At 50.7% G+C, this 24,042-nt stretch carries 21 protein-coding genes and 1 riboswitch; of the genes, 9 read left to right on the plus strand and 12 right to left on the minus strand.

Going from position 1 to position 24,042, the window contains the following annotated elements:
• Positions 1–93: 93 nt before the first annotated feature.
• The 8 genes from fis to BTA51_RS20915 all read right to left on the minus strand — a co-directional run bounded on the left by fis (position 94) and on the right by BTA51_RS20915 (position 8,480).
• Positions 94–384 carry a DNA-binding transcriptional regulator Fis gene (gene fis, locus BTA51_RS20880; protein WP_094710850.1) on the minus strand — a complete coding sequence of 97 codons (291 nt, stop codon included), beginning with the start codon at positions 382–384 and terminating at the stop codon, positions 94–96.
• Entirely contained in the window at positions 381–1,379 is a 999-nt protein-coding gene (gene dusB, locus BTA51_RS20885; RefSeq protein ID WP_210404889.1) for a tRNA dihydrouridine synthase DusB, read from the minus strand. The genes fis and dusB overlap by 4 nt, the downstream gene beginning before the upstream one ends.
• A gap of 392 nt (positions 1,380–1,771) precedes the next feature.
• Positions 1,772–3,097: a DUF3426 domain-containing protein gene (locus BTA51_RS20890; protein WP_094710854.1), complete on the minus strand. Its 1,326-nt coding sequence runs from the start codon at positions 3,095–3,097 to the stop codon at positions 1,772–1,774.
• Positions 3,098–3,388: 291 nt separating this feature from the next.
• Entirely contained in the window at positions 3,389–4,270 is an 882-nt protein-coding gene (gene prmA, locus BTA51_RS20895) for a 50S ribosomal protein L11 methyltransferase (RefSeq protein ID WP_094710856.1), read from the minus strand.
• Position 4,271: 1 nt separating this feature from the next.
• Complete coding sequence (gene accC / locus BTA51_RS20900; protein ID WP_094710858.1) at positions 4,272–5,612, minus strand: acetyl-CoA carboxylase biotin carboxylase subunit; 1,341 nt, start codon at positions 5,610–5,612, stop codon at positions 4,272–4,274.
• A 131-nt stretch (positions 5,613–5,743) separates the two neighbouring features.
• Positions 5,744–6,208, minus strand: a complete 465-nt coding sequence (gene accB, locus BTA51_RS20905) for an acetyl-CoA carboxylase biotin carboxyl carrier protein (RefSeq protein ID WP_094710860.1) — start codon at positions 6,206–6,208, stop codon at positions 5,744–5,746.
• 17 nt (positions 6,209–6,225) lie between these two features.
• The gene (gene aroQ, locus BTA51_RS20910; RefSeq protein ID WP_094710862.1) at positions 6,226–6,666 is read right to left on the minus strand and encodes a type II 3-dehydroquinate dehydratase; all 441 of its coding nucleotides are present in this window, start codon (positions 6,664–6,666) and stop codon (positions 6,226–6,228) included.
• Positions 6,667–6,857: 191 nt separating this feature from the next.
• Positions 6,858–8,480 (minus strand): diguanylate cyclase, encoded by a 1,623-nt coding sequence (locus BTA51_RS20915; protein ID WP_094710864.1) that lies wholly within the window; start codon positions 8,478–8,480, stop codon positions 6,858–6,860.
• Positions 8,481–8,761: 281 nt separating this feature from the next.
• Here BTA51_RS20915 and BTA51_RS20920 point away from each other — a divergent pair, with 281 nt between their 5' ends.
• Positions 8,762–10,789 carry an EAL domain-containing protein gene (locus BTA51_RS20920; protein WP_168188244.1) on the plus strand — a complete coding sequence of 676 codons (2,028 nt, stop codon included), beginning with the start codon at positions 8,762–8,764 and terminating at the stop codon, positions 10,787–10,789.
• 58 nt (positions 10,790–10,847) lie between these two features.
• Positions 10,848–11,897, plus strand: coding sequence for a DUF2333 family protein (locus tag BTA51_RS20925; RefSeq protein ID WP_094710868.1), 1,050 nt, complete (start codon positions 10,848–10,850; stop codon positions 11,895–11,897).
• Between the two features lie 90 nt (positions 11,898–11,987).
• On the opposite strand, the gene BTA51_RS20930 is transcribed toward BTA51_RS20925, so the two are convergent.
• The gene (locus BTA51_RS20930; RefSeq protein ID WP_246841116.1) at positions 11,988–12,743 is read right to left on the minus strand and encodes an aldo/keto reductase; all 756 of its coding nucleotides are present in this window, start codon (positions 12,741–12,743) and stop codon (positions 11,988–11,990) included.
• A gap of 26 nt (positions 12,744–12,769) precedes the next feature.
• Positions 12,770–13,972: an FAD-dependent oxidoreductase gene (locus tag BTA51_RS20935; protein ID WP_094710872.1), complete on the minus strand. Its 1,203-nt coding sequence runs from the start codon at positions 13,970–13,972 to the stop codon at positions 12,770–12,772.
• A 198-nt stretch (positions 13,973–14,170) separates the two neighbouring features.
• On the opposite strand from BTA51_RS20935, the gene waaA reads away from it, so the two are divergent.
• On the plus strand, positions 14,171–15,451 hold the full coding sequence (gene waaA, locus BTA51_RS20940) for a lipid IV(A) 3-deoxy-D-manno-octulosonic acid transferase (RefSeq protein ID WP_094710874.1): 1,281 nt from the start codon (positions 14,171–14,173) through the stop codon (positions 15,449–15,451).
• 35 nt (positions 15,452–15,486) lie between these two features.
• On the opposite strand, the gene BTA51_RS20945 is transcribed toward waaA, so the two are convergent.
• Positions 15,487–16,854 (minus strand): TolC family outer membrane protein, encoded by a 1,368-nt coding sequence (locus BTA51_RS20945; protein ID WP_246841117.1) that lies wholly within the window; start codon positions 16,852–16,854, stop codon positions 15,487–15,489.
• 513 nt (positions 16,855–17,367) lie between these two features.
• A riboswitch (TPP riboswitch) is annotated at positions 17,368–17,474 on the plus strand.
• 132 nt (positions 17,475–17,606) lie between these two features.
• Between BTA51_RS20945 and thiC the strand changes: the two genes are divergently transcribed.
• The 6 genes from thiC to gcvH all read left to right on the plus strand — a co-directional run bounded on the left by thiC (position 17,607) and on the right by gcvH (position 23,006).
• Complete coding sequence (gene thiC / locus BTA51_RS20950) at positions 17,607–19,469, plus strand: phosphomethylpyrimidine synthase ThiC (RefSeq protein WP_094710876.1); 1,863 nt, start codon at positions 17,607–17,609, stop codon at positions 19,467–19,469.
• Positions 19,470–19,619: 150 nt separating this feature from the next.
• The gene (locus BTA51_RS20955; RefSeq protein WP_094710878.1) at positions 19,620–20,249 is read left to right on the plus strand and encodes an NUDIX domain-containing protein; all 630 of its coding nucleotides are present in this window, start codon (positions 19,620–19,622) and stop codon (positions 20,247–20,249) included.
• A gap of 131 nt (positions 20,250–20,380) precedes the next feature.
• Positions 20,381–20,824: a DUF1249 domain-containing protein gene (locus BTA51_RS20960; protein WP_246841118.1), complete on the plus strand. Its 444-nt coding sequence runs from the start codon at positions 20,381–20,383 to the stop codon at positions 20,822–20,824.
• Positions 20,825–21,022: 198 nt separating this feature from the next.
• Positions 21,023–21,823 carry a 3',5'-cyclic-AMP phosphodiesterase gene (gene cpdA, locus BTA51_RS20965; protein WP_094710882.1) on the plus strand — a complete coding sequence of 267 codons (801 nt, stop codon included), beginning with the start codon at positions 21,023–21,025 and terminating at the stop codon, positions 21,821–21,823.
• 53 nt (positions 21,824–21,876) lie between these two features.
• Positions 21,877–22,467, plus strand: coding sequence for a YqiA/YcfP family alpha/beta fold hydrolase (locus BTA51_RS20970; RefSeq protein ID WP_094710884.1), 591 nt, complete (start codon positions 21,877–21,879; stop codon positions 22,465–22,467).
• 146 nt (positions 22,468–22,613) lie between these two features.
• Positions 22,614–23,006: a glycine cleavage system protein GcvH gene (gene gcvH / locus BTA51_RS20975; protein ID WP_094710886.1), complete on the plus strand. Its 393-nt coding sequence runs from the start codon at positions 22,614–22,616 to the stop codon at positions 23,004–23,006.
• Between the two features lie 57 nt (positions 23,007–23,063).
• Here gcvH and BTA51_RS20980 read toward each other — a convergent pair whose 3' ends face one another.
• Positions 23,064–23,936 carry an HDOD domain-containing protein gene (locus BTA51_RS20980; RefSeq protein WP_094710888.1) on the minus strand — a complete coding sequence of 291 codons (873 nt, stop codon included), beginning with the start codon at positions 23,934–23,936 and terminating at the stop codon, positions 23,064–23,066.
• Positions 23,937–24,042 lie beyond the last annotated feature (106 nt).

Genomic DNA, 24,042 nt, shown 5'->3' on the forward strand with positions numbered 1-24,042 from the left:
CAGTGGGTCTCTCGTTTAAGCAAAAAGAGGGCTTTAAGCCCTCTCTTGATTTAAATGAAAATGATAAGTCTAGTCGACGATTACCTGTTTAGGTTAAAGCAAGCCGTACTGTTTCAACTTCTTGCGCAGGGTGCCGCGGTTAAGTCCCAGCAACACTGACGCCTTAGTCTGGTTGTTGCGGGTATACTTCAACACCTGCTCCAGCAGAGGAGCTTCGACTTCTGACAGCACCATGTTGTAGACATCTTTGACCGGTGCACCATCCAGTTGGGTAAAGTAGTTTTCCAATGCCTGCTCAACGCTGTCACGGAGAGTCATAGTATCTGCGGTGGATTTATCAACCTGAAGTGGTGCTTCTGGCGTGGCAAAGGTCTCTGTAGTCATGCTGCGATTTCCTCTCCTTTTATCGACAAACGCTCAAAGAAACTCTCAAGGGCATCTAATTGTGCCTGGGCGTCGTCTATTCGGTTAAATTGCGATTTAAATTCTGCTCCGATACGGGCACTGTCGAGGTACCACCCAACATGTTTACGCGCGATTCTGGCGCCCTGCACAGGGCCATAAAACGCGTGCAAATCACTGATGTGCCCGACCAATATGAGTCGAATCTCCTGATGAGACGGCTCCGGTAAAAACTGCTGCGTACGCAGGTAATGTTCGATTTCCCGAAAAATCCAGGGGCGTCCTTGAGCTGCACGGCCCAGCATAATGCCGTCAGCCTGGGTGTAGTCCAGTACTTTTTTTGCCTGAAGCGGAGAGGTGATATCACCATTGGCAATAACCGGAATTGAGATGCTTTGTTTGATCTCTGCAATGGTGTCATATTCTGCATGGCCAAAATATTTGCACTCTCTGGTGCGGCCATGAACGGCAAGTGATTGAATGCCGCAATCTTCTGCCATCTTTGCAATGGTTAAACCGTTGCGATTCTCCGGGCTCCAGCCAGTTCTGATTTTCAGGGTAACAGGCACATCAACAGCCTTTACCACAGCGGTCAAAATGTCCCTGACCAGGATTTCATCCCTTAACAAAGCCGATCCAGCGGCTTTATTACATACTTTCTTTGCAGGGCACCCCATATTGATATCGATGATCTGGGCACCATGCTGTTGATTGTAGCGAGCGGCAGCTGCCAGCATTTCGGGGTCTCCCCCGGCGATCTGTACCGCGATAGGGGCATCTTCACCTGAGTGGTCCATCCGCAATTTTGATTTGCGGGTGTTTCTCAGGTCCGGATTGGCCGCCATCATCTCCGAAACCGCAAGGCCTGCTCCCAACGAACGACACAGCTGTCGAAAAGGGCGATCCGTAACACCTGCCATAGGTGCGAGAATCAGATTGTTACGCAATGGGTAAGGTCCGATTTGCATGAGGTGTATTCGTTATTGGCCGCGGATCAGTTTTGTTTAGCTACTATCAAGTTCGTTCGGCTACTGCCGGTTTCGTTCAGCTACTATCTAGCTCGTTCGGCTACTATCAAATTTGTTTAGTTACTACCAAATTTGTTTAGTTACTACCAAATTCGTTTAGTTACTACCAAATTCGTTCAGCTACTTTCGTGTAGCGACTATAGAAGCTCAATGACGATAGGTGTTTAAAAAATGTTCGCCCTGATTAGGGGTGCCTATGATACTCAGATGACAGGGGGCGGAAAAGACTTGAAATTTAAAAAATAGAGTATTTTTTATCCCGTAAGGGTTAAATTTAACCAATACATTGTGGAGGAGTGTTCTCGGCCCGTTGATCCGGGCCGATCTGAAACCGTCAGGTATTACTTGCCGGTTTCATATGTGGCAATAAAATCGAGGGTGTAATTGACCGCTTCTTTGCCTGGATCGAGTATTTCCAAAGCAATATGCACCGGCACATTGGACGGCATGACTTTCATACCTTTGGCTTCTCCGGACAGGTATTCCTGCGGGGTAAATCGACGTTGTGCGATCACTGCATTATTGATATCGGAGAAGTTTAATGAAATATCCGGGAACGGCTGCTCAAAGGTGGCTTGATTAATGATGATGGCATCAATAATCAGCGCTTTGTTAACCAATGGGTGGCTACGGACAACCAGGTTCTGACTCTTGATTTTATCAATGTCGTACAAGGAGGGCAGGGTACATCCGAGGACGTCACAAGCCTTGGCGTATATAGGACGTAGCTGATCATAGCGGGCCAGCTTGTCGAAATGAAACCAGGCCAATTGAAGTACCAGGAACACCAGCAGAGAAATAATCGACAGGGTCCAGAAAGCGGTTTTATACCAGTTGGAGCCCCCGCCTTCCCCTGCAATCGAGCGGACACTGATAGGGTCGGCCCTTAACGAATGGTAGGGGTTATCCCTTTCGGCACGAATCGATGAGGCCATCGGATCAGGCTGAGGCGGCGGACTGGAGGTCGTTTTCGGGCGTGGAGGCGGCGCCGGTGTAGGCTCGGAATAATCCGCTACTTCCAGGGCGGAGGCTGAAGGGGAGGACGGCTTGGACGGAGCCTTGCTTGGTGGTGCCGGTTTATCTGGTGCGGGTGATGGCGATGACGGCTTTTCGAGCTCGCGCAACATTTGCTCAGCCCAGCTTTCATCTGTCCCGGCAGGTTCCTCTTCTTCGGAGTCTCCTTCAAATTCGTAAGCTTTTTTCTCATCGGGCTTTTCCAGTTCACGAAAGCTGTCACTTAGTTCGCTTTCGTCAAGCAGTCCACCTGAGTAGCCTTCCTCTTCCTTATCCTCATCCGGGTCATCCTGGAACATCAATTCGTCATCGATATCGTCGCCGGCAGCAGTAAGGGCTTCTGTCAGCTCATCCAGGCTATCGTCGATTTCCGGAGTTTCAAAGTCTGTATCGGCGAATATGTTGTCACCGGAGACAATGCTGGATGTGTTGTCTTTTTTTGCAACAGCAGGTTCTGGAGCCGCTTTTTTGGCTTGTGGTCTGGTAGCCTGTGAGCGGGGTGGCGGCGCAGCAGCGGTATCTTCTGACATCAGATGTTCAGAGGCATTGAAAACTTTCATGCAGGCTCCGCACCGGACCTTTCCGTGGGCAGCCTGTAGTTGTGCATCGGAAACCCTGAAGCTGGCGGAACAATGTGGACAACGGGTTAACAATGAAGCCTCCGAAGATTAACTAGCAAATGACCAATTTCCACTTCCTGCCGACAGGTATAAGCCGGATTTCAATTCAGACATCCAAATCAAGGTTCAGATGCATAGCTTTGAAGGCTGCTGCGTACTCGGTAGGAAAGAGCTGTTTAAACATGAATGAAAGACAGAATTTTTGCAAGTATCTGATCTTTAATACTTGGTGACAGACGGGCATGTGTCAAACACATCCCCGTCAACTTTCATTTTTGCCACAATATTGTGCAGACAACGTAAGCACCAGGAGTGGCAAATGAATTAAATCCCGCTCTTGCGCTTGCCGCTGATGAGAACCCAGTCTTCCTTATATTGCGTGGGATCCAGATCGTAAAACACTTCATAGGCGTCCCGGACGTCCTGCTCCTGTTCCCGCAGTATGCCGGATAACGCTAAAGATCCGTCAGCACGAGTCAAACCTGCCAGGGTGGGGGCAAGGGCGATGAGTGGATTAGCCAGAATGTTGGCAACGACGATATCGGCTGTTATTTCCGGAAGCTGGTCTGGAAGGTAAAGTGTCAGCCTGTCTTCCACGCCGTTACGCTCAGCATTGTCCAGGCTGGCATCAAGTGCCTGAGGATCGATGTCAGTGCCGACAGCACTGCTTGCACCGAGTAACAGACCTGCGATAGCCAGTACGCCGGAGCCGCAGCCAAAGTCGAGAAGCGCCTGGTTTTGCAGGTTCTGCCCGTCGAGCCATTCCAGGCATAGGGCAGTGGTGGGATGGGTGCCGGTGCCAAAGGCAAGACCCGGATCCAGCAGCAGATTCACCGCATTAGGGTCTTGTGGTGGCTGCCAGCTGGGACAGATCCAGAGTCTCTGCCCGAATTGCATGGGCTGGAAGTGGGTCATCCATTCCCGCTCCCAGTCACGGTCCTCAATGATTTCACAATGAATGGCGCTAACGGGTATCTGGTGCTGTTCAAGGTGTGATGTGACCAGTTGCCGATCAACTTCGGCGCTGAACAGGGCAACCACTTGGGTATTAGACCAAAGCGGCGTGGTGCCGAGATCCGGTTCAAGCACCGGATCATCATGGGCATCCACCATGGTGATGGAAAGTGCCCCAAGATCTTCAAGGAGCCCCTCTATATATTCAGCAGTGTCATCACTTGCAGCAACAGTTACCTGTAGCCAGCTCATGTTAATCCTTAAGTAATTTTTCCAGGTAGTGGATGGTGAAGTTCTGGCTTCTGAAGCCGGAATCTCTCACCAGGCGACGATGCAGGGGAATATTGGTTTTGATTCCCTCTACCACCATTTCTTCGAGCGCATTATGCATACGTTCCATGGCGTTGTCGCGGTCAATTCCCCAGCAAATCACTTTTCCAATCAGTGAATCATAATAGGGCGGTACTGAATAACCGCTATAAAGGTGCGAATCCACTCGTACACCGTTGCCACCGGGAGCGTGAAAATGCTGGATAGTACCTGGGCTTGGAGTGAACTTCTGCGGGTCTTCCGCATTGATACGACATTCGACGGCGTGGCCGCGGAACAGAATGTCTTCCTGTTTGATCGAGAGAGGCATTCCGCTGGCAATACGCAGCTGTTCCTTGACGATATCAATGCCGGTGATCATTTCTGAAACAGGGTGTTCGACCTGTACACGGGTGTTCATTTCTATGAAATAGAATTTGCCATCCTGATACAGGAATTCGAAGGTGCCCGCCCCACGATAGCCGATATCGATACACGCCTGGGTACAGGCTTCCAGTACTTTGGCTCGGGCTTCAGGATCAATACCCGGAGCCGGCGCTTCTTCTATGACCTTCTGGTGGCGACGCTGAAGTGAGCAGTCACGATCACCAAGGTGAATGGCATTTCCCTGGCCATCAGCCAGTACCTGTACTTCCACATGGCGCGGCCGGTCGAGGAACTTCTCAAGATATACCGTGGGATCGCCGAAAGCCGCTTTGGCCTCACTTTGGGTCACGTGGATAGAGTTAAGCAGAGCCGCTTCACTGTTAACCACCTGCATGCCACGGCCACCGCCGCCAGAGGCAGCTTTGATCAATACTGGATAGCCAATTTTACGGGCGACCTCAATGGTGCGCTGGTTGTCTTCGGTAATCGGGCCGTCGGAGCCTGGGACTGTAGGGACCCCGGCCTTGCGCATGGCCTGTATGGCGGAGACTTTGTTCCCCATCAGGCGAATGGTTTCGGGACGAGGACCGATAAATACAAAGCCGCTTTTCTCACACTGTTCTGCAAAATCGGCGTTTTCTGACAGGAAGCCGTATCCAGGGTGAATGCCTACAGTGTCGGTCACCTCGGCAGCAGAGATAATGGCGGGAATGTTCAGGTAGCTGTCAGTCGGGCTGTTCGGACCGATACACACGGATTCATCCGCCAGTCGAACGTGCATCAGATCACGATCGACACTTGAATGTACTGCAACGGTGCTGATGCCCAGCTCCTTGCAGGCACGCAAAACCCGAAGAGCGATTTCGCCACGGTTTGCGATCAGTACTTTTTCCAACATGGTCGATGTACTCGTAAGAATTTCGTTTTCAATGGCTTTCTTCGGTAACTAAGAAGAGAAAGCCGTTTGTGCAGTGACAGGCTGGTCTGGTGTCAGAAGCCGGCCGTCACATACGGACGTGATGCTTAGAGTCAGACGATGGTGAACAGCGGCTGATCGAATTCCACCGGTTGGCCGTTTTCCACCAGGATAGCTTCCACGGTGCCGGATTTGTCCGCTTCGATCTGGTTCATCATTTTCATCGCTTCCACGATGCACAGTACATCGCCGGCTTTTACCTGCTGGCCAACTTCTGCAAATGCAGGAGCCGTCGGTGAGGGTGAGCGATAGAAGGTTCCAACCATGGGAGATTTAACGACATGTCCGTTCAGTGCCGGTTTGCTTGGTTCAGATGCGGCAGCGGCAGGCGCTGGTTCTGCAGGAGCTGCAGCTACAGGTCTGGCGGCTGCGGCAGGTGCGTTGACATAGATTGGATCGGCTGCAACCGAGGATTTGCGTGAAATGCGAACGGAATCATCGCCTTCCTTGATTTCGATTTCCGCAATATCCGATTCTTCTAGGAGTTCTATCAGCTTTTTTACTTTACGAATATCCATAATTGGTGTCTCGATGGTTAAGGGTTAATTCTTGCAATGGCGGCTTGCAAAGCTAAATCATAACTCTGGCTGCCGAGTCCGCATATCACACCAATGGCGATATCGGAGAAATACGAATGGTGCCGAAAGGCTTCCCGTGCATGTACATTGGAAAGATGTACTTCAATAAACGGGATACTGACGCCGAGTAGCGCGTCACGGATGGCTACGCTTGTATGAGTAAACGCTGCCGGGTTAATGATGATAAAGTCGACGCCTTCCCGCTTGGCTTCATGGATGCGGTCAATCAACTCATATTCTGCATTGCTTTGCAGAGTCAGCAGGTGATGCCCTTGAGCTTTGGCCATTTGGGCCAGACGCAGGTTGATGTCGTCCAGGGTTTCGGATCCATAGATGTCCGGTTCCCGGGTTCCCAAGAGGTTCAGGTTGGGGCCATGAATAACCAGGATGCTTGCCATTGCTCAATATCCTTAGGGCTTTTTTGGCTAATTATAGAAATGAATGATTTCAGCAAGTTTGCAGAAGTTTGACTCTTTTAATAGGGGTATTCAAGCAATTTGGCGGTGACTTTGGTCATACTTTGGTATATGGAGGATATGCTGTACAGGGCTAATCCCGGTGCTGTGGCAAGCTGAGCGGCCAAAGCCCCTCAGCTGTCACGATAAACGCGGACACAGTTTCTTCCACCGTGTTTGGCATCATATAGTGCCTTATCGGCTTTTTGCGCCAGAGATTGTTGAGTGTCCGACGGGGTACATGAGGCGATGCCACAGCTGAACGTTGCCTTGAAATGTTCCAGGTCTGTCGGATGAGTCAATTCTGAAAACTTCTCCCGAATTTCGTTCATGATGTCCCGGGCATCAGATTCCGAGGTATTTGGAAGAATGACGGCAAATTCCTCTCCGCCATAGCGGCCGATATGATCGGATTTGCGCAGTCTCTGCTTCAGGAACAGCGAGATACTTTTCAATACACGGTCGCCTACCGGGTGGCCATAGCGGTCGTTGATTTTTTTGAAATAATCAATATCCATCATGGCGAAGCAAAGAGACGAGGCGTTTTGAGCTGCCTTTTCAATTTCAGTGGTGAGCAACTGCAGGGTATGAGTGTGGTTGAACAGGCCGGTCAGGCTATCTCTAATCATCAGAGCCAGCAATGAGCGCGCCCTGCGGCCCCGGTTGTGGATTGTAGCCACCAGATGGCGCGGCACGATCGGCTTGACCAAGAAGTCGTCCCCACCAAGGCTCATGGCATGCAGCTGCTTATTGATATCGTCTTCAGCAGACAGGTAGATAATGGGAACACTGACAAACTGGTCTTGCTGGCGAATCACCTTGGCCAGCTCGGTGCCTGTGCAGCCGGGCATGTACATATCCATGATGATCAATTCCGGTGAAAACTCCTTGAGTCCCACCAATACCTGCATCGGGTCGGTAATGATTTTTGGAATGATGCCGGCTTTCTTCAGCGCACTCTCTATGAAGGCAGCCTGGGCTTTAGAGTCGTCTACAACCATTACCCGATAGGGCTGATGGCTGCTGGTTCGGGTAAAGGTTTCTACCTTTTCAATCAGTTGGGAGGCATCGAATTGGCCGGAGAAGAATTCCTCGCCTCCATTACGGGCGGCAATCAACCGGGTTTCGATGTCTCCTTCGTCAGCGCAGACGAAAAGAACGGGAATCGGGGTTTCGTGGTGGCCCTGTATCGTTTTGATCACTTCAAGCCCAGCTCTGGAAGCGTCGCCGAAGTCCACATCAAGAATCAGTGTTTCAGGCTTGTTTTTCTGAGTTGCTGCAATCAGGGTTTCATGGTCATAGTAGCGTTCGCCACGAAAACCAAAGAACTGCATCTGCTGAATAATGCGATCAGCGAGCTGGTCATTGTTCAATGCAATGTAAATCGGCGCTTTGATATAGGTGCGTTGTGCATACATGCCAGGCTTGTCAGACTTGCGTTGAGTCAGGTTGGCCAATTCCAGTATGTGGGCTTCCAGGGCTTCGATCTCCGTGCTGATGGCACTGCTGCCCCGAATGTGGACTTTCTTGAGTTCCTGATTGATGGCCTGAGCGATGCTTAAATGATCGGTCATATCAAAGCGGGCGGCATAGCGGCCCAGTTTAATGGTGGCACTCTGGAAATCTGTCAGCCATTGGGAGTCGTTCCAATGTCTTAGTTTTAGTTGTTGCCAGGCCTCCAGAACAACACGGGCCTGAGTGGTCACCCGGCCGGCAAAATGTTGTTTGAGCTTGTCCCTTTGGCTTTCGATGGTCATAAGTGTAGTGTGGCCCATATCCGCTTTTTTTGTGAAGAGTCCTTTGATGACGGCGCCTGAATTGGGTTGCGAGCTGGAAGGAATCTGTGATTGATCTACGCCCAGGCTCTTCTATTGTTATTCTTTCAACTAGATGAAGTATAGTAGTGGTTTTTCGGATCGGCATAGTGGGAAACTGTATAGCTCTGTAACTTATTGTTCGAGTGAGACTTTCGTCAGATTTTCAGAACGTGCGATGGGTGCACTGATTGGTGGATAAGAATAAAGAGGATAACTTTCCCGTGAGTCAAAAGCCCCAGGAAATACAAGCTCCGTACAGTTTTAAAGGACTGCTTTTGGCTGTCGTCTATGGTGTCCTGTTGCTACTTTTATTGGGCGGCCTGCTACTGAACGTCCTGCAGAAACGTAACTATCTGCAGGATCAATTGGCTTCTCATGGCCAGGATTCTGCCACCTCCCTTGGCCTGTCCCTCTCAACCGTGGCGAAAGAGGGAGACTGGGTTGCCGCTTCTTCCATGATCGATGTGATATTTGATTCCGGTGCCTATTCGAATGTTCGGTTGCTGGACAGTCAGGGGCAGGTCGTTATCAACCGCAGTGCTGGGTTGCATCTGGAAGAGGTGCCGGATTGGTTTGTGGCGCTGTTGCCGCTGGATACGCCAATGGGGCAGTCGGATGTGATATCGGGCTGGCAGCGGGTCGGGACCCTTCAGGTCAGAAGTCATCCTGGCTTGGCCTACCGGGATCTCTGGTCCACGGTCAAGCAGCAGGGGGCGTTGTTTGCCGGGCTGGGCATTCTGGTATTTTTGTTACTGCATCTGCTGTTGAAACAACTGCTGCGGCCTCTGAAGAATCTTGAGTCTGTCGCAGACAAGATCGCCCATCGACGATTTGATGTGGAGCTTCCGGTGCCCTCCACGAGAGAGATGCGAAGCGTGACGTTGGCGGTAAACACGATGGCGTCCTCTCTCCGCTCTATATTCGATGAGCAGATTCATACAATTGAAAGTTTGCGCAAGTCTGCCCTCCAGGACTCCGTGACCGGTCTAATAAATCGCGAGACATTTGATAAGCGGCTCCAGGCCAATCTCTCTGGTGAAGCTGGAGAAGGGGCAGGAGTGCTGTGGTTGCTGCAAATAAAGCATTTCGCTCAATTCAATGAGGTGCATGGGCGTGCGGCGGGAGACAGGCTCTTGACGGAAGTGGCTGAGATTCTTCGTGATGAGCTGGGGGCCGTCGTGGGGAGTTTTGTCGGTCGGCATGCCGGGTCCTCGTTTGCCGCATTTATTCCAGGATGTGAAATGTCACACGCGGGAGAGATGGCTGACCATCTGCTCCTGCGTCTCAGTGCCCTGGAAGCATTTCAGGGAGATCAGGGATGTATTACCGCGCTGGGGATGGCGCAGTGCCGGGATGGGGACCAGTTAACGAATCTGTTGTCTGCAGCAGATTTTGCTGTTCAGGAGGCCGCGCAATTGCCCAAGGGAGGCTGGTCCGCTAACGGGCGGGAGGCCGGTTCAGCTGCCGAAACCGCCAAGCCGGCTTCTTACTGGCATGATCTTCTGCGTGATTCTCTCGATAGAAAGGGCTTTGTGATGAACTTTCAGCCTGTGGTCGCGATAGGAAAGGCGGCTACTGCCCGGAGTGGAGATGACGGCTATCGGGTCGTCATGCAGCAAGTCCTGGCTAGGCTTCCAGATGCCCAGGGGCAACATGCGGCAGCTGAATTTGTGCCGATGTTGAACCGTTTCTCAATGACGTCTGAACTGGACTTGTACATGCTGGAGCAAGGCTTGCTTCGGTTGAGTCATCATCCGGAAGACAGTTCACTATGTATTTTATTATCTGTTCAGACTCTCAGCAGGGATGATCTGGCTGCAGCACTGACCGCCTTATTGCACCAGTTCCCGCAAGAGGCCAAGCGCTTGTACCTTGAGTGCCCTGAATACGCATTACAAATTTGCTGGGCTGGTGTGGATGTTTTAATGCAGTTGCGGCAAAGATTTGGGTTTCGGCTGATAATCGGGCGTTTCGGCACCGCCGGTCTACCGTTCGGGTATTTGCGGGATCTTTCCGTGGATGCGATTAAGGTTGATCCCGGCTTGATAAAAAATATCGAACAAGATGATGGGCATCAGTTCTATTTGCGTTCCATCGTGCAGATTGCCCATTCTCAAAATAGTCAAGTGATTGCTGTGGGAGTTGAGCGTCAGGAGGAATGGGAATGTCTGGTAAATATCGGAGTAGATGGTGCAATGGGGTATCATATATGCCATCCTCAATCTGAGCCTGTGCATTTCGGAGAGTAAGAGGGCAGCGCCCTGAGCCGTCAGGGTGATCAGGTGTGTATCAATACTGGAAAGGTTTATGTGGCAATCAATAAAAGTGTTTTTTGTGGAGCGCTGGGAAGATCTGGAAGACTATCTCGGTGGTGGCCGGCTGTTGAAATTTATCGGCCTGTTGCTTTTGGTATACCTGTTGGTCGCTCTTTTAGTGGGCTGGTACTGGAGTCAGGAACCGGGACTGTTTGATGTTAATGAGGAAACAGAGCGCCAGGCGACCGAGCTACACACTAAGGCGGTGGTTGGTAGTCACACGACAGCAACCCTTATCGCGTTGATGGAAACCCTCCTGCAGAAAAACGGCGGGTATATCAGTAATGATGTATTCCCTCCTGGGTTGTGGTTGGACAATATCAGTAACTGGGAATTCGGTGTTCTGGTTCAGGCCAGGGATTTGAGCCGGGCACTGCGAAAAGACATTAGCCGTTCCCAGAGCCAGTCGGTGGAAGATAAGGATCTGACGATTGCCGAGCCGCAACTCCATTTTGACAGCGCTTCCTGGATGATTCCGTCAACTGAGGCTGAGTATAAAAGAGGCGTTGCTGCGCTCAAGCGCTATATGGTGCGTCTGGCTGATGAAGATAAAAATGACGGACAGTTTTATGCTCGCTCAGACAACTTGAGAAGCTGGTTAACTGACGTGGAAACCCGGTTGGGAAGTTTGTCTCAACGTTTGAGTGAAAGCGTTGGCAAGCGTCAGTTTAACCTGGATCTGGCGGGTGATCCGGCAGCAACCCAATCCAAACCCGGGTTGGAGGAACAGGAACTGAAGACTCCCTGGCTGAAAGTGGATGATGTATTTTATGAGGCCCGAGGTACTGCATGGGCACTCATTCACATACTCAAGGCCATTGAAGTGGATTTTGCGGAAGTTCTTCGTGATAAGAATGCACTGGTCAGTCTGAGGCAGATCATTATTGAACTGGAAGCGACCCAGGAAGCGGTGTGGAGCCCATTTATTCTGAATGGCAGTGGATTCGGGGTGCTGGCGAATCATTCATTAACCATGGCGTCCTATATATCCCGTGCCAACGCGGCGATTATTGATTTGAGGAGTTTGCTGGCGCAGGGCTAGCGGTAAAATAGGACGAGCAAAAAATAGCCGCATCTGCGGCTATTTTTTTAACTTTTTTCTTTAGGGCGAATCTCTTTAAGCGAAAGCGGACTATTGAGCCATGACCCGGTTTAGTGCATCGACATTGGCTTTCATGTGAAGAGGATTGATAGTGCCAACGATGGCGCTGGTGACGCCGGGGTGTGAGAAGACGAATCGGAAACTTTCTGTCAGGGGATCTTCTCCAGGTTTCAGGCACAGGTGGCCGCTTGCCAGGGCTTTTTTGACCAGGACACCTTTGCCGTGGTCCCGGGCATAGTCAATGACTGCCCCTTCATCCTGTTCATTGATGTTGTAGGTCACCATCACTATGTCGCTATGCTGTAGCGAAGCAATGCCACCTTCCACGGTTTTTGTGGACATGCCCGTGGCCCTGATCTTCCCTTGTTGCCGAAGATCGTCCAGTGCTTCCAAAGTTCCTTTGCGGATGATGTCTAGGTCATTGCCGTCGGAATGGACCAGAACCATATCGATATAGTCTGTGTTCAGTCGCTTCAGGCTTCGCTCCACGCTATAGCGCACATGCTCGGGAGAAAAATCGAAACTGGACTGTCCCTGCTCAAACTCTTCACCCACTTTGCTGCAGATGATCCAGCGGTCCCGCTGTCCTTTTAGCAGAGTTCCGAGGCGCTCTTCGCTTGTGCCGTAAGCAGGGGCGGTATCGATCAGGTTCATGCCGAGATCGGCTGCAAGATCGATAATGGCCTTGGCATCCATATCGTTGGGAATTTCAAAGCCCTGTGGATACTTTACTCCCTGGTTACGTCCCAGTTTTACTGTGCCGAGCCCCAGACAGCTGACGCTCATGCCTGTATTTCCAAGCGGTCGGTAGATCACGACAACAACTCCTGCCATACAGGCTTGCTGATTGGTGGGCGACTGAGGAACTTGAGCAGTTCGTAATTTGTTGCGAGCTCCGGGGTGATGTTGTCCTGCTCCAGCTTTTCCAGAACCTCATCGACCAGATTGGGGGTCAAAGCCAGCTTGGTCGGCCAGCAGGTGATGACATTATCGTTCTGGTGAACGAAGGCAGAATCCGGTCTGAGCATAGCATTCTGCTGGGGCTCTGCCCGGTGGATCATGAAGCTGTCCCAGTGCGCCTCGCCAAGATCAACCCAGGGCAATAATTCCTTGATCAGTGTTTTGGCCGACTCAAGTTGAGTCTGCTTGTCCAGCTCAACACCTGTTTCAGCCAGGTTGCCACCCAAATACCAGACGGGTTGCCCATCGGCCATATAATGTGTGGTAATCGTGAGCAGGGGTTTGGAGCCTGAACCGATGCAGTGTGCGTAAATCGGATGGGGGTAGTGGTGCTTTACTACGACCATGTGCAAGGGGCGTCGTTGCATGGCGGGGCCATGTAACTGTGCGCTATGCAATACACTTTCGTTGCCCTCACCGGCGGTGAGAATATAACGCTTGGCCTTGATTCGAACACGCTTGTTCTTCCCGAACAGCTGGAGGTCAGTAACACTGCCATTGTCCAGTTCCAGCGAGCTGTGTTGGGCACAATCATACTGATATATCCCTTCATCAAAGGGGCTTATCAGGGCATTGATCACGCTGGGGACATCTACCACTATTTCATTAAGAGCGTAGAAGTTGCCGTGGAATGCCGGATTTTTAAAAGCCTCCGGACGCTGTTCAAACTCGTCAGTTTCCACTTTGCCCCTGACCGCTTTGCTGGCAAAGAATGACGTGAGTTTGGACATAAGCCTGTCCCTGGACCACATATAGTGGTACTCGGACAACACTTTAGCAGAGCTGAGGTCCACGTCTCCCTCTCCATTCAGGCAGGCCCGCCAACGTGCTGGCATTTCTGAAATGGCATTGGATGCATTGCTCAAAGCCCCGTGCAGGGCATATTTTGTGCCGCCATGGATGATGCCCTGGGAACGGACGGTTTGCCCGCCGCCCAGTGTCTGGCGTTCCAGCAGAACGGTACTGTAGCCGGCTGACCTGAGCCGGTAATTGAGCCAAAGCCCGGCAATGCCGCCGCCGATAATGACAATGTCGGTGTCGAGAGTTTCTGCCATGGACTGGCCTCATGCTGACAAATCGGGCGCCATTATAGCGAGTCCGGCAAGTGAACCCAAACCAATCCCTGAAATTTCAGGTTGGCAATTTGTAATGTTTTCTGGCCCGGCCTGCGGAATGCTCAGGATAAACAGCTCATTAGGTAGTTATGCTACACTGCCCCGCTAATTGTTCAGGCGTTACCGGCAGACCGTGGCATGGCGAGATACCTCTATACTTTTATTTATTACCTGATTTTTCCTTTGGTGTTATTGCGTTTATGGTGGCGGGGCAAGAAAGCGCCTCAGTATCGGCTCCGTTGGTTGGAACGCCTGGGAATATTTTCTTCGCCATCGGATACTCCCCCTACATTGTGGATACACTCTGTGTCGGTGGGAGAGACCATCGCCGCAGCCCCTCTTATTAAGTCGTTACAGGCCCGTTATCCACAGGTTCGGTTGGTGGTGACGACGATGACACCAACGGGATCTGAACGGGTCCGGTCCCTGTTTGGTGACACGGTTTTCCACGTCTATGCCCCTTATGATCTGCCAGGTTGCATTAAGCGCTTTTACCAGCGGCTTCGTCCGATGGCATTGATCGTGATGGAAACTGAGTTGTGGCCTAATTGGGTGCACTTTTGCAAGCGGAGGAACATACCGACCATTCTGGCGAATGGACGGTTATCTGAACGGTCAGCCAGGGGCTATGAAAAAGTTCGCTGGTTGTCCGGTTCGATGTTCGAGGAAATTAGCTGGGTGGCCGCCCAGAATTCGCAGGATGCCGCTCGCTTCGCTCGTTTGGGAGTCAAAGATAAAAGTCTGACTGTCACCGGTAGTATCAAGTTTGATATCCAGATCACTGATGATATCAGGCGGGCCGGGAAACAGTTTCGGCAGCAGTGGGGAGAGATGAGGCCGGTGGTGATGGCAGGCAGTACCCATGAAGGCGAAGAAAGTCTATTACTTGAAGCCTTTCAAAAGATACGAACCCGTTACCCTGAAGCTTTGTTGATTATTGTTCCCCGTCATCCTGAGCGTTTTGAGTCTGTGGCCGGATTAATTGATCAGGCCGGATTGACCATGTCGCGTCGCAGCCTGAATGTGCCCTTTTCACCAGAGGTGCAGGTAGTGCTGGGGGACACGATGGGGGAGCAGATGAAGTTCTATGCGGCGGCTGACGTGGCCTTTGTGGGAGGAAGTCTGATTGAACGAGGCGGTCACAACCCTCTGGAACCTGCTGCATTGGGGCTGCCTGTGCTAATGGGTCCCCACGTGTTCAATTTTCAGGATATATGTACCCGATTGGAAACTGAGGGTGCGCTTGTAACGGTTAGTCAAACCTCTCTGCAGGAGGAAATAGAGAGTCTGTTGAAGAGCGAACAGTTGCGTCAGGAGCGGGGAGGGAAGGCCAGACAATTTGTCGAGTCCAATCAAGGTGCGCTTGAGCGTTTGGTATCAGGGATTTCTCAGCGTATAGACCCTAATGGGCGCTACTGAGGTAGCACCCAAGGGCCAAAACTCGTCAGGAGACCTTAGTTAGCCACCTGAACTGGTGCGCCAAGCCATTTGTTGAGTTCTTCAATATCAGCCATTGAAAGCACACCGGCAGTCTGTTTGAAAGATAGCTGGTTGACGACAAAGTCATAGCGTGCGTTCGCATAGTTGGACAGTGATTCGAAGTAACGCCGCTCTGCATCCAGTACTTCAACGATGTTTCTGGTGCCGACATCATATCCGGCCCGGGTAGCCTGCAGGGCGCTTTCATTGGAAACGATTTCCTGCTTGCGCGCCTGAATCGCTTCAATGTTAGTCTGCAATGTCCGGTAAAGGCTGCGTAATTGCAGACGGATATTGCGCTGGGTGGTGTTCAATGTTTCCTGAGCCTGCTCCAGTTGGTAGCGAGCCTGACGAACTCCGGCCTGAGTGCCACCACCGGTATACAGCGGGACGGTCAGATTCAGGGCGATGCTGGCATCGGTGGAGTTATCATCTGCCGGAGACGGGCCGTTATAGTCGCTGTAGGCATAACTTGCCACGGCATTTAATGTCGGGTAATGGCCTGCCTTGCGGGCAGAAACATTGCTGTCCGCACTTTGAACGTTCCAACGGGTTGCCAGCAACTGTGGGTTATTTTCAAAGGCGATGGTTTCCCATTCATTGACAGAAGCTGGCGCGAGCATTGCAACAGGAAAGTCCGGACTCAGGATCTGGATGCGGTTGAAGTATTCGCCTGTAATCCGCTCGAGAGTTTCCAGCGCGACATCCAACTGACCCTGAGCATTAATCCGGGATACCTTGCCCGAATCATAGGTCGCTTTGGATTCATGCACTTCAGTGATGGCGATCAGGCCAACTTCAAAACGTTCCTTGGCCTGTTCCCACTGTCGCTTGAAAGCTTCTTCCGCACGCTTGGCCGTGGTTAAGTCGTCCCAGGCTCTCAACACATCAAAATAAGCTTGTGCAGTACGAAGAATCAGAGACTGTTCCGCTGTCCGCAACTCTGCATCCGCCTGATTGCGGGAATATTCGCTGGCTTTATAGCTGTGGTAAGTATCAAACTTCAGGATTGGCTGGGTAAGACTCAGTTCCGCACCCTCCGTCAGGTAACTGTCATCGGCACCGGCGTCTTTGTCCACATCATGGTGGGTGACACTACCGCCCAGCGCAACCTGCGGCAGCAAGCCAGAGCGGGAAATGGTGACATTTTCTGCTGAAGCGTTACGTGCGGCCAGGGCGGTTGCCAGTTCCGAGTCATATTCGGTGGCCTTTTTGTAGGCGCTGGAAAGATCGATGGCGTGCGCTGACAGTGAAAGGAATAGGGAACTGGCCACAAGTGGCAGTAAGCGAAAACGGAATGTCATGTGAATACCTTCGTTGAGTTCATCGACCGTTGGGTTCATCGACGAGCCTGATAGTCCGGCCGGGTCGTTGAAAATAATCCATTAGCTACCTGGCGCCCGATGGTGCCGGGTATATAAGTGGTGGTAATTCCACCATATTCAACCAGTGTAAAGTAGCGATGTTACGTTCAGCGGAAAATTGCCGGTTTCCGCTATGGGGCCGGAATCTGACAGATGGCGTTATCGGTAGTCGTTCCGGGCTGATTGTCGGTAACAGTTGACATTGAATGTCATCGTTTGAAAAGTAAAGGGTTTATTTGAGACCAATTGTCTTCACACTCTATCTATAACATTCTCTATAAAACCCTAACAACTTCTCTAAACAGTCTAGACATCTTCTCCTACTCGACTTTTCTCTTTCTCTACATAGCCCGGACGATGATCTGATCCTATGGCTACTTGTTAGAGGGTATTTCAAAGGAAATGCCTTCTTGCTGTTGACTGAGAAGTTCTGTTCAATGTGTTCACTGTTTACATGATGGACAATAATAACGCTTATCTCTACACTTTGGAACACTCTTGTCGGGGTGCTGATAATTTTATCGGCTGAGATCACCATAGGTGGGACCCGTTGACCTGATCCGGATAATACCGGCGTAGGGAGCAAAGTTTTACTCTTCCATGCAGTGTCGGAAAACCAACCGCCGACCATCAGTTCACTCCGCATCAGTTAATCCGTGTAATCGGATAGTCAAAAATAAAATTCATTTACCAGTGCCGGCAGACAATCTGCATGGCGAGGATGGTTATTCATGAGTGAACTGCAATACTTACGTGAGAATGCTAAGGTCGATCACGCAGCCATTGAGCCGCTACCTAACAGTCGAAAGATTTATGTGGAGGGAAGCCGGCCCGATATCCGGGTACCGATGAGGGAAATCAGCCTGAGTCCCACACCGACCAAGGATGGTCTGGAAGAGAACCCGCCAGTCGTCGTTTACGATACCTCCGGCCCTTATACCGATCCACAGGCTGAGATTGATTTGCGCAAAGGCCTGCCCAGATTGCGGGAGCGATGGATTGAGGAAAGAGAGGATACTGAACTATTGGATGGTTTCAGCTCTGAATTTTCCCGTCGTCGGATGCAGGATCCTGCACTGGATACCTTGCGCTTCGGCTTTATGCATCAGCCACGAAAAGCAAGATCCGGAGGCAACGTCACCCAGCTTCATTATGCCCGTAAAGGCATTATTACCCCGGAAATGGAGTTCATCGCCATTCGGGAGAATATGAAGCGTGCACAACTCAAGCAGAGTGAGTCTTTGTTGCAGCAGCATGCCGGACAGTCATTCGGCGCTGCAATACCTGATGAAATCACCCCCGAGTTTGTGCGTGAGGAAGTCGCCAGGGGGCGGGCGATTATCCCATCGAATATTAATCATCCTGAGTCCGAACCGATGATTATCGGCCGGAACTTCCTGGTCAAGATCAATGGCAATATCGGTAACTCAGCCCTGACTTCCACCATCGAAGAAGAGGTGGAAAAACTGACCTGGGGAACTCGCTGGGGGTCTGATACGGTGATGGACTTATCCACGGGTAAACACATTCATGAAACCCGTGAATGGATCATTCGTAACTCGCCGGTTCCTATTGGAACGGTACCCATTTACCAGGCCTTAGAAAAAGTCGGTGGCGTAGCGGAAGATCTAACCTGGGAAATCGTGCGTGACACGCTGATTGAACAGGCTGAGCAGGGTGTGGATTACTTTACTCTCCATGCCGGGGTGTTGCTACGTTATGTGCCATTAACGGCCAATCGGACAACAGGCATCGTTTCGCGTGGAGGTTCTATCATGGCGAAGTGGTGTCTGGCCCATCATCAGGAAAATTTCCTGTATACCCACTTCGAAGAGCTGTGTGAAATCCTCAAGGCCTATGATGTCGCTATTTCCATGGGGGATGGTCTGCGTCCGGGCAGTGTGGCGGACGCCAATGATGCGGCGCAGTTCGGCGAGTTGGAGACGCTGGGAGAGCTGACCAAAATAGCCTGGAAACATGACGTTCAGGTGATGATTGAAGGCCCGGGCCATGTTCCCATGCACCTCATTAAAGAAAACATGGATAAGCAGTTGAGGGAATGTGATGAGGCGCCGTTTTATACACTTGGGCCTCTAACGACGGATATTGCGCCTGGCTATGACCATATTACTTCCGGTATCGGTGCTGCCATGATCGGTTGGTTTGGTTGTGCCATGCTTTGTTATGTGACACCGAAGGAGCATCTCGGACTTCCCAATAAACAGGATGTAAAAGACGGGATCATTACCTATAAGATTGCTGCACATGCGGCTGATCTGGCCAAAGGCCATCCCGGAGCCCAGTTGCGGGATAACGCTCTGTCAAAGGCGCGTTTTGAATTCCGCTGGGAAGACCAGTTCAACCTTTCTCTGGATCCTGATACTGCGCGTGCGTTTCATGATGAAACCTTACCCAAGGATTCCGCCAAGGTGGCCCATTTCTGTTCTATGTGCGGTCCCAAATTCTGTTCGATGAAAATCAGTCAGGAAGTGCGGGATTTTGCGGCAGATAATCCAGAATCACTCGATTCTGCCATGCAGGAAAAATCTGCGGAATTCAAAGCCCAGGGAAGTCAGTTGTACCAGGAAGTATAAAGTACGCTGCCCGGCCTCCCGGATGATTCTTTGTGAACGTCCGGGAGTCTGACAGAGCAAGTCTGTCATGATACCGTATACTGCAATGAGATATATTCACGCAATCACCATGTTTACAAAGAACATGTTTACACGGAAAGAGGTACATGCATGTCGGTAGAGGATGCAGCTTTCAGCAAGCAAAATGTCAAAATTCTTGAGACTAAGGACAGCTATCGGGGGTTCTTCAAAATCAAGTCGTTGAAACTTCAGCACGCCCAATTTGCAGGAGGATGGGGGCCGGAACTTCAGCGGGAATTGTTTGTACGAGGTAGTGCGACTGTCATGCTGCCCTATGATCCGTGGCGGGACATGGTCGTGTTGTGTGAACAGTTTCGTATTGGTGCAATCGAAGACGCACAAAGCCCCTGGTTATTGGAATTGGTGGCAGGCATGGATGATCCCGGCGAATCTCCGGAGCAGGTTGCTATTCGTGAGGCGCAGGAAGAAGCCGGTCTGGAGGTGCTAGCCCTGAAGCAGATCTGTCAATACTATCCGTCACCAGGCGGAAGCTCTGAGTTTATACATTTGTATTGTGGTTTGGTTCATTCTGACTCCGCCGGTGGCCTGCACGGGCTGGATGAAGAGGGAGAAGACATCAGGGTACATGTTTTGCCTAGATCGGATGCCTTTGCTCTGGTAACCCGCGGACGCATCAATAATGCGGCCTCTATTATCGGTTTGCAGTGGCTGGAGATGAATTATCAATTCTTGCAGGAAGAGTGGCGGACCCAAGGGTAATCGCGTAACGTAGTAAGGAAATGGACATCACCGGTTCCGGTTCCACAAGGGCGTTGGTCGTCAGATAAAGGGGCGGATAAAGGAATGTATCAAGGGAGGTATTGATTCAATTGTTGCCAAGAGGTGAATGGGTGAAACAACGTTATGTCCCTGACATAGCAAAATTTGGTGCGATCTGTGAGTCGAACTATGTGCGGATAAATAAGTTGCTATCCGACATGGATGAAGGCTCGGAGGTGATATACCAGTTGCACAACGATGGAATGTACCTGGGGGATATCCGGTTGCAGGTTCTGGAATCGAGTCGCTATACCAATCTGATTATGCTCGAGCAGATCCAGGCGGCAGGGAAGTGGCTTAACAACCCCCAGCTGATTGTTCGTGTATATCATGATGCACGCATGGTGGAAGTCATTAGTGCGGCCGATCACCCAAGGGTGGAGGCGGTTAATGATTATCCAAATCACAAGATGCATCTCCCGGATGAGAAGTTGCAACTTAACCAGTTTTTATCCGAATGGTTGGGTTACTGTTTGAATCATGGTCATTCCAGCGTCCCGCTAAAAGGTTTCTGATTTCAAGTGCGACAGCCAAAAATGGCGCTGTTGTTCCCACATTTCATTGTAAGCTGCTACTTTTCAAGCATTTTGTGAATGATTGACTGGAAAATAGTCGAATCTGCTTATATCGTTTATATCGTACCGATAATTCTTTAGTGAGTGTCTATCGATACGCCGTAAAGTTTTGACAGAAGGTAAACAGGACCGCATCGGGTGGCGAAGAAGCAACGCTGGTTAAACATTATTCAAGTGACGGATTCCCATCTGCGCAAGGAAGTGGATGGCAAGCTGCTGGGTATGAATACCCGGGAAAGTCTTGATGCGGTGCTTGAATTGGTGGATTCCCATAAGGAGCAGCCTGATCTGGTTCTTGCAACAGGGGATCTGGCTCAGGACGGCAGTGCTGAGGCCTATCATTGTTTCGAGAAGAAAATGTCTCGATTCAAATGTCCCGTTGTATGGTTTTCCGGTAATCATGATGATCCGGAAGTCATGACCAGTTCGATCAGAAACTCTGAAGCCTTTGTGAAAGTCAAAATCATGGGGCAGTGGAAGCTGATCTTTCTGGATTCGTCTGTGCGCAACAAAGTATACGGTGAGTTGGCCGCCTCGGAGCTGGCTCTCTTAAAACAGGAGCTGGAAAAGGATCAGGACAAGCATGTCGCTATCTGTTTTCATCATCATCCTGTTGCGATCGATTGCACATGGCTTGATACCATCGGGCTGAAGAACGCCGATGAGTTGTTTGCCATTACGGATCAGCACTCTCATATAAAGCTGATACTCTGGGGGCATATTCACCAGGAATATGATCAGGTTCGTAACGGTGTCAGAATGCTGGCCACACCCTCCACCTGTGTGCAGTTCAAACCGCTGAGCGAAGACTTCGCGGTGGATGACTTGGCTCCGGGTTACCGTTGGTTAAAGCTCGGTGTTGATGGAGCGATTGAAACAGCGGTTGAGCGGGCTGACCACATCGAGTTTGTAGTGGATATGAGCAGTAAAGGATACTAGGCTCGGTGTGAGGCGCGAATTCATCGCTGCTGTTTGACGATACGGAAATACTATTGGCTAACCCTTATCTTCTCTATCTACATGGCTTCAAAAGTTCACCTGCATCCATAAAAGCGAAAAAGTTGTATGACTGGGTACGTGATCAGCGTCCCGATTTGCACGTGGAAATCCCTGCACTGCCATTCTCTCCGAAAGAAACGATCCGCTATTTGGAAACTTCATACTTCCATTCCAGCACCAGGCCGGTAGGGATTATCGGAAGCTCTCTTGGTGGATACTACGCCAACTACCTCAGTCTGGAGCATCATGTTCCTGCCGCATTAATCAATCCTGCTGTAAAGCCATACCTGTTGCTGAATGATTACCTGGGGCAAAATGAGAATCTCTATACCGGTGAAGTGTTTGAAGTGATTCCAGCACACATGCAGGAACTGTTGTCGCTGGATCGGGCTCCCGAGTGTCGCCGGGATCAAATACTGACGCTGGTCCAAACCGGTGATGAAACCCTCAATTATCATGAAGCCGTAGAAAAGTATGGGAGTCATCCCATGTGGATTATTCCCGGAGGCAGCCATGAATTTGATGGCTTCGTTGAGGTGCTTCCGGCGATAGTGAGTCATCTGGAAGGATTTCACCGACCCTGAAGCAATTTGCAGGCGACTCGGGGCAGGGAGAAATTCTGCTACACTTTTCTACGAGGCAATCCAAGGTAACACAGCCTCTTGATAATAGACTCCAGATCATAGATAGTTCCCGCAATAATGACTTATCCAGTGAGAAGGGTTTAAAAATGAGCAATATTCCAGGCGAACTGAAATATACTTCCACCCATGAATGGGTGCGGTTGGAAGAGGATGGTACCGTCACAATCGGTGTAACCGATCATGCACAGGATCTGTTAGGTGATGTGGTATTTGTTGAGCTTCCTGAAGTCGGTTCTAACCTTGCTGCGGCAGAAGAGGCCGGTGTGGTTGAGTCTGTAAAGGCGGCTTCTGACATTTATGCTCCTATTGCCGGGGAAGTGGTCGAGATCAATGACGCGCTACAAGAGACTCCGGAGCTAGTGAATAGCGATCCATACAACGACGGGTGGTTTTTCAGGCTCAAGGTTGAAGATAAGTCTGAATTGGATGGGCTTATGTCCTCGGTAGAATATAAGGCTCAATGTGACGCCGAAGACTGAAGGCTTTTATACCGGAACTTGGTGACGAATTGGATGAGGGGTGGCTTCCACCCTTCATCAGGGCTGATAGACGTTGATGCCCATCTCCGCAAAACTATCTCGCATGTCGTTCACATCGTATTGTGACAAACCCAGAAACTCCAGCACATCATTCTGTACTCTCAGCCATTCATAGTCCGTGTCCTGGTTCCCTATGACGTGAAAGCTGCCGCATATGTGCTCAGCCGTTTTCAGAATCGCCAGCAGGGTCTTTTTCTCTGGATTACGGCCATCCTTGTTTTCAAACACACTCTCTGCGGAATGATGTTCGGCGATTGATTCACAGATGTGGCGTGGAAGATTCCAGGACTTTGCTGTGTAGTAACCCACAACTGAGTGATTTGTATTGTAATGAAGGTTCTCAGTCTCTGTGATGCGCTTATCCGGCTGAGCATAAGCTTCTTCCAGTACGGCCATGTAATCTCTGAATCGGGACAGCATCAGTGGAATGCCGCAGTTGTGAAACAGCCCAAGCATATATGCCTCGTCAGGAGAGTGATAACCCACTTTTTTGGCAATATTGGCGGCAATGCTGGAAATGTCGTTAGCGGTATCCCAAAAACGGGTAAGCTCGACAATGGTTTCGTCCGTCATTTCTCCCTTGATGGATATGCCGTTGATGATGTTGACGACACTGGTAATGCCCAGCAAAGAAACGGCCTGGGCAATAGATGTGATCTTATTGGAAAGGCCGAACAATGGAGAATTGACGAATTTGAGTATGGTCCCTGACAGGCCGACATCTTGGCTGATTAGTGTGGCTATCTGTCCAATGTCTGGGTCGGGCATGATCTGTTCGATCTGAATATCCACCAGAATTTGTGGTTGCGGTGGAATCTTTATGCCCTGAAGGATGTGCTTGATCTGCTCTTCGGTAAGTTCGGTCGCCATACTGCACTACTTGCCAATTATCCTCTGAGATAGGTCGATATCACTGCAAGCCCCCGCTACTGAGGACGTTTCACTGCTATCAGCAAGGCCGCTGCGCTACAACCCG

The organism is Hahella sp. CCB-MM4, assembly GCF_002260525.1.
GTDB lineage: Bacteria > Pseudomonadota > Gammaproteobacteria > Pseudomonadales > Oleiphilaceae > Hahella.

Bases quoted from the DNA above. Each gene is read 5' to 3' on its own strand.
- thiC (WP_094710876.1), top strand. From the start codon at position 17,607: ATGAGTGAACTGCAATACTTACGTGAGAATGCTAAGGTCGATCACGCA.
- BTA51_RS20925 (WP_094710868.1), top strand. From the start codon at position 10,848: ATGTGGCAATCAATAAAAGTGTTTTTTGTGGAGCGCTGGGAAGATCTG.
- accB (WP_094710860.1), bottom strand. From the start codon at position 6,208: ATGGATATTCGTAAAGTAAAAAAGCTGATAGAACTCCTAGAAGAATCG.
- fis (WP_094710850.1), bottom strand. From the start codon at position 384: ATGACTACAGAGACCTTTGCCACGCCAGAAGCACCACTTCAGGTTGAT.
- BTA51_RS20955 (WP_094710878.1), top strand. From the start codon at position 19,620: ATGTCGGTAGAGGATGCAGCTTTCAGCAAGCAAAATGTCAAAATTCTT.
- aroQ (WP_094710862.1), bottom strand. From the start codon at position 6,666: ATGGCAAGCATCCTGGTTATTCATGGCCCCAACCTGAACCTCTTGGGA.
- BTA51_RS20930 (WP_246841116.1), bottom strand. From the start codon at position 12,743: ATGAGCGTCAGCTGTCTGGGGCTCGGCACAGTAAAACTGGGACGTAAC.
- BTA51_RS20980 (WP_094710888.1), bottom strand. From the start codon at position 23,936: ATGGCGACCGAACTTACCGAAGAGCAGATCAAGCACATCCTTCAGGGC.
- BTA51_RS20935 (WP_094710872.1), bottom strand. From the start codon at position 13,972: ATGGCAGAAACTCTCGACACCGACATTGTCATTATCGGCGGCGGCATT.
- waaA (WP_094710874.1), top strand. From the start codon at position 14,171: ATGGCGAGATACCTCTATACTTTTATTTATTACCTGATTTTTCCTTTG.
- BTA51_RS20915 (WP_094710864.1), bottom strand. From the start codon at position 8,480: ATGACCATCGAAAGCCAAAGGGACAAGCTCAAACAACATTTTGCCGGC.
- gcvH (WP_094710886.1), top strand. From the start codon at position 22,614: ATGAGCAATATTCCAGGCGAACTGAAATATACTTCCACCCATGAATGG.
- accC (WP_094710858.1), bottom strand. From the start codon at position 5,612: ATGTTGGAAAAAGTACTGATCGCAAACCGTGGCGAAATCGCTCTTCGG.
- BTA51_RS20945 (WP_246841117.1), bottom strand. From the start codon at position 16,854: ATGAACCCAACGGTCGATGAACTCAACGAAGGTATTCACATGACATTC.
- prmA (WP_094710856.1), bottom strand. From the start codon at position 4,270: ATGAGCTGGCTACAGGTAACTGTTGCTGCAAGTGATGACACTGCTGAA.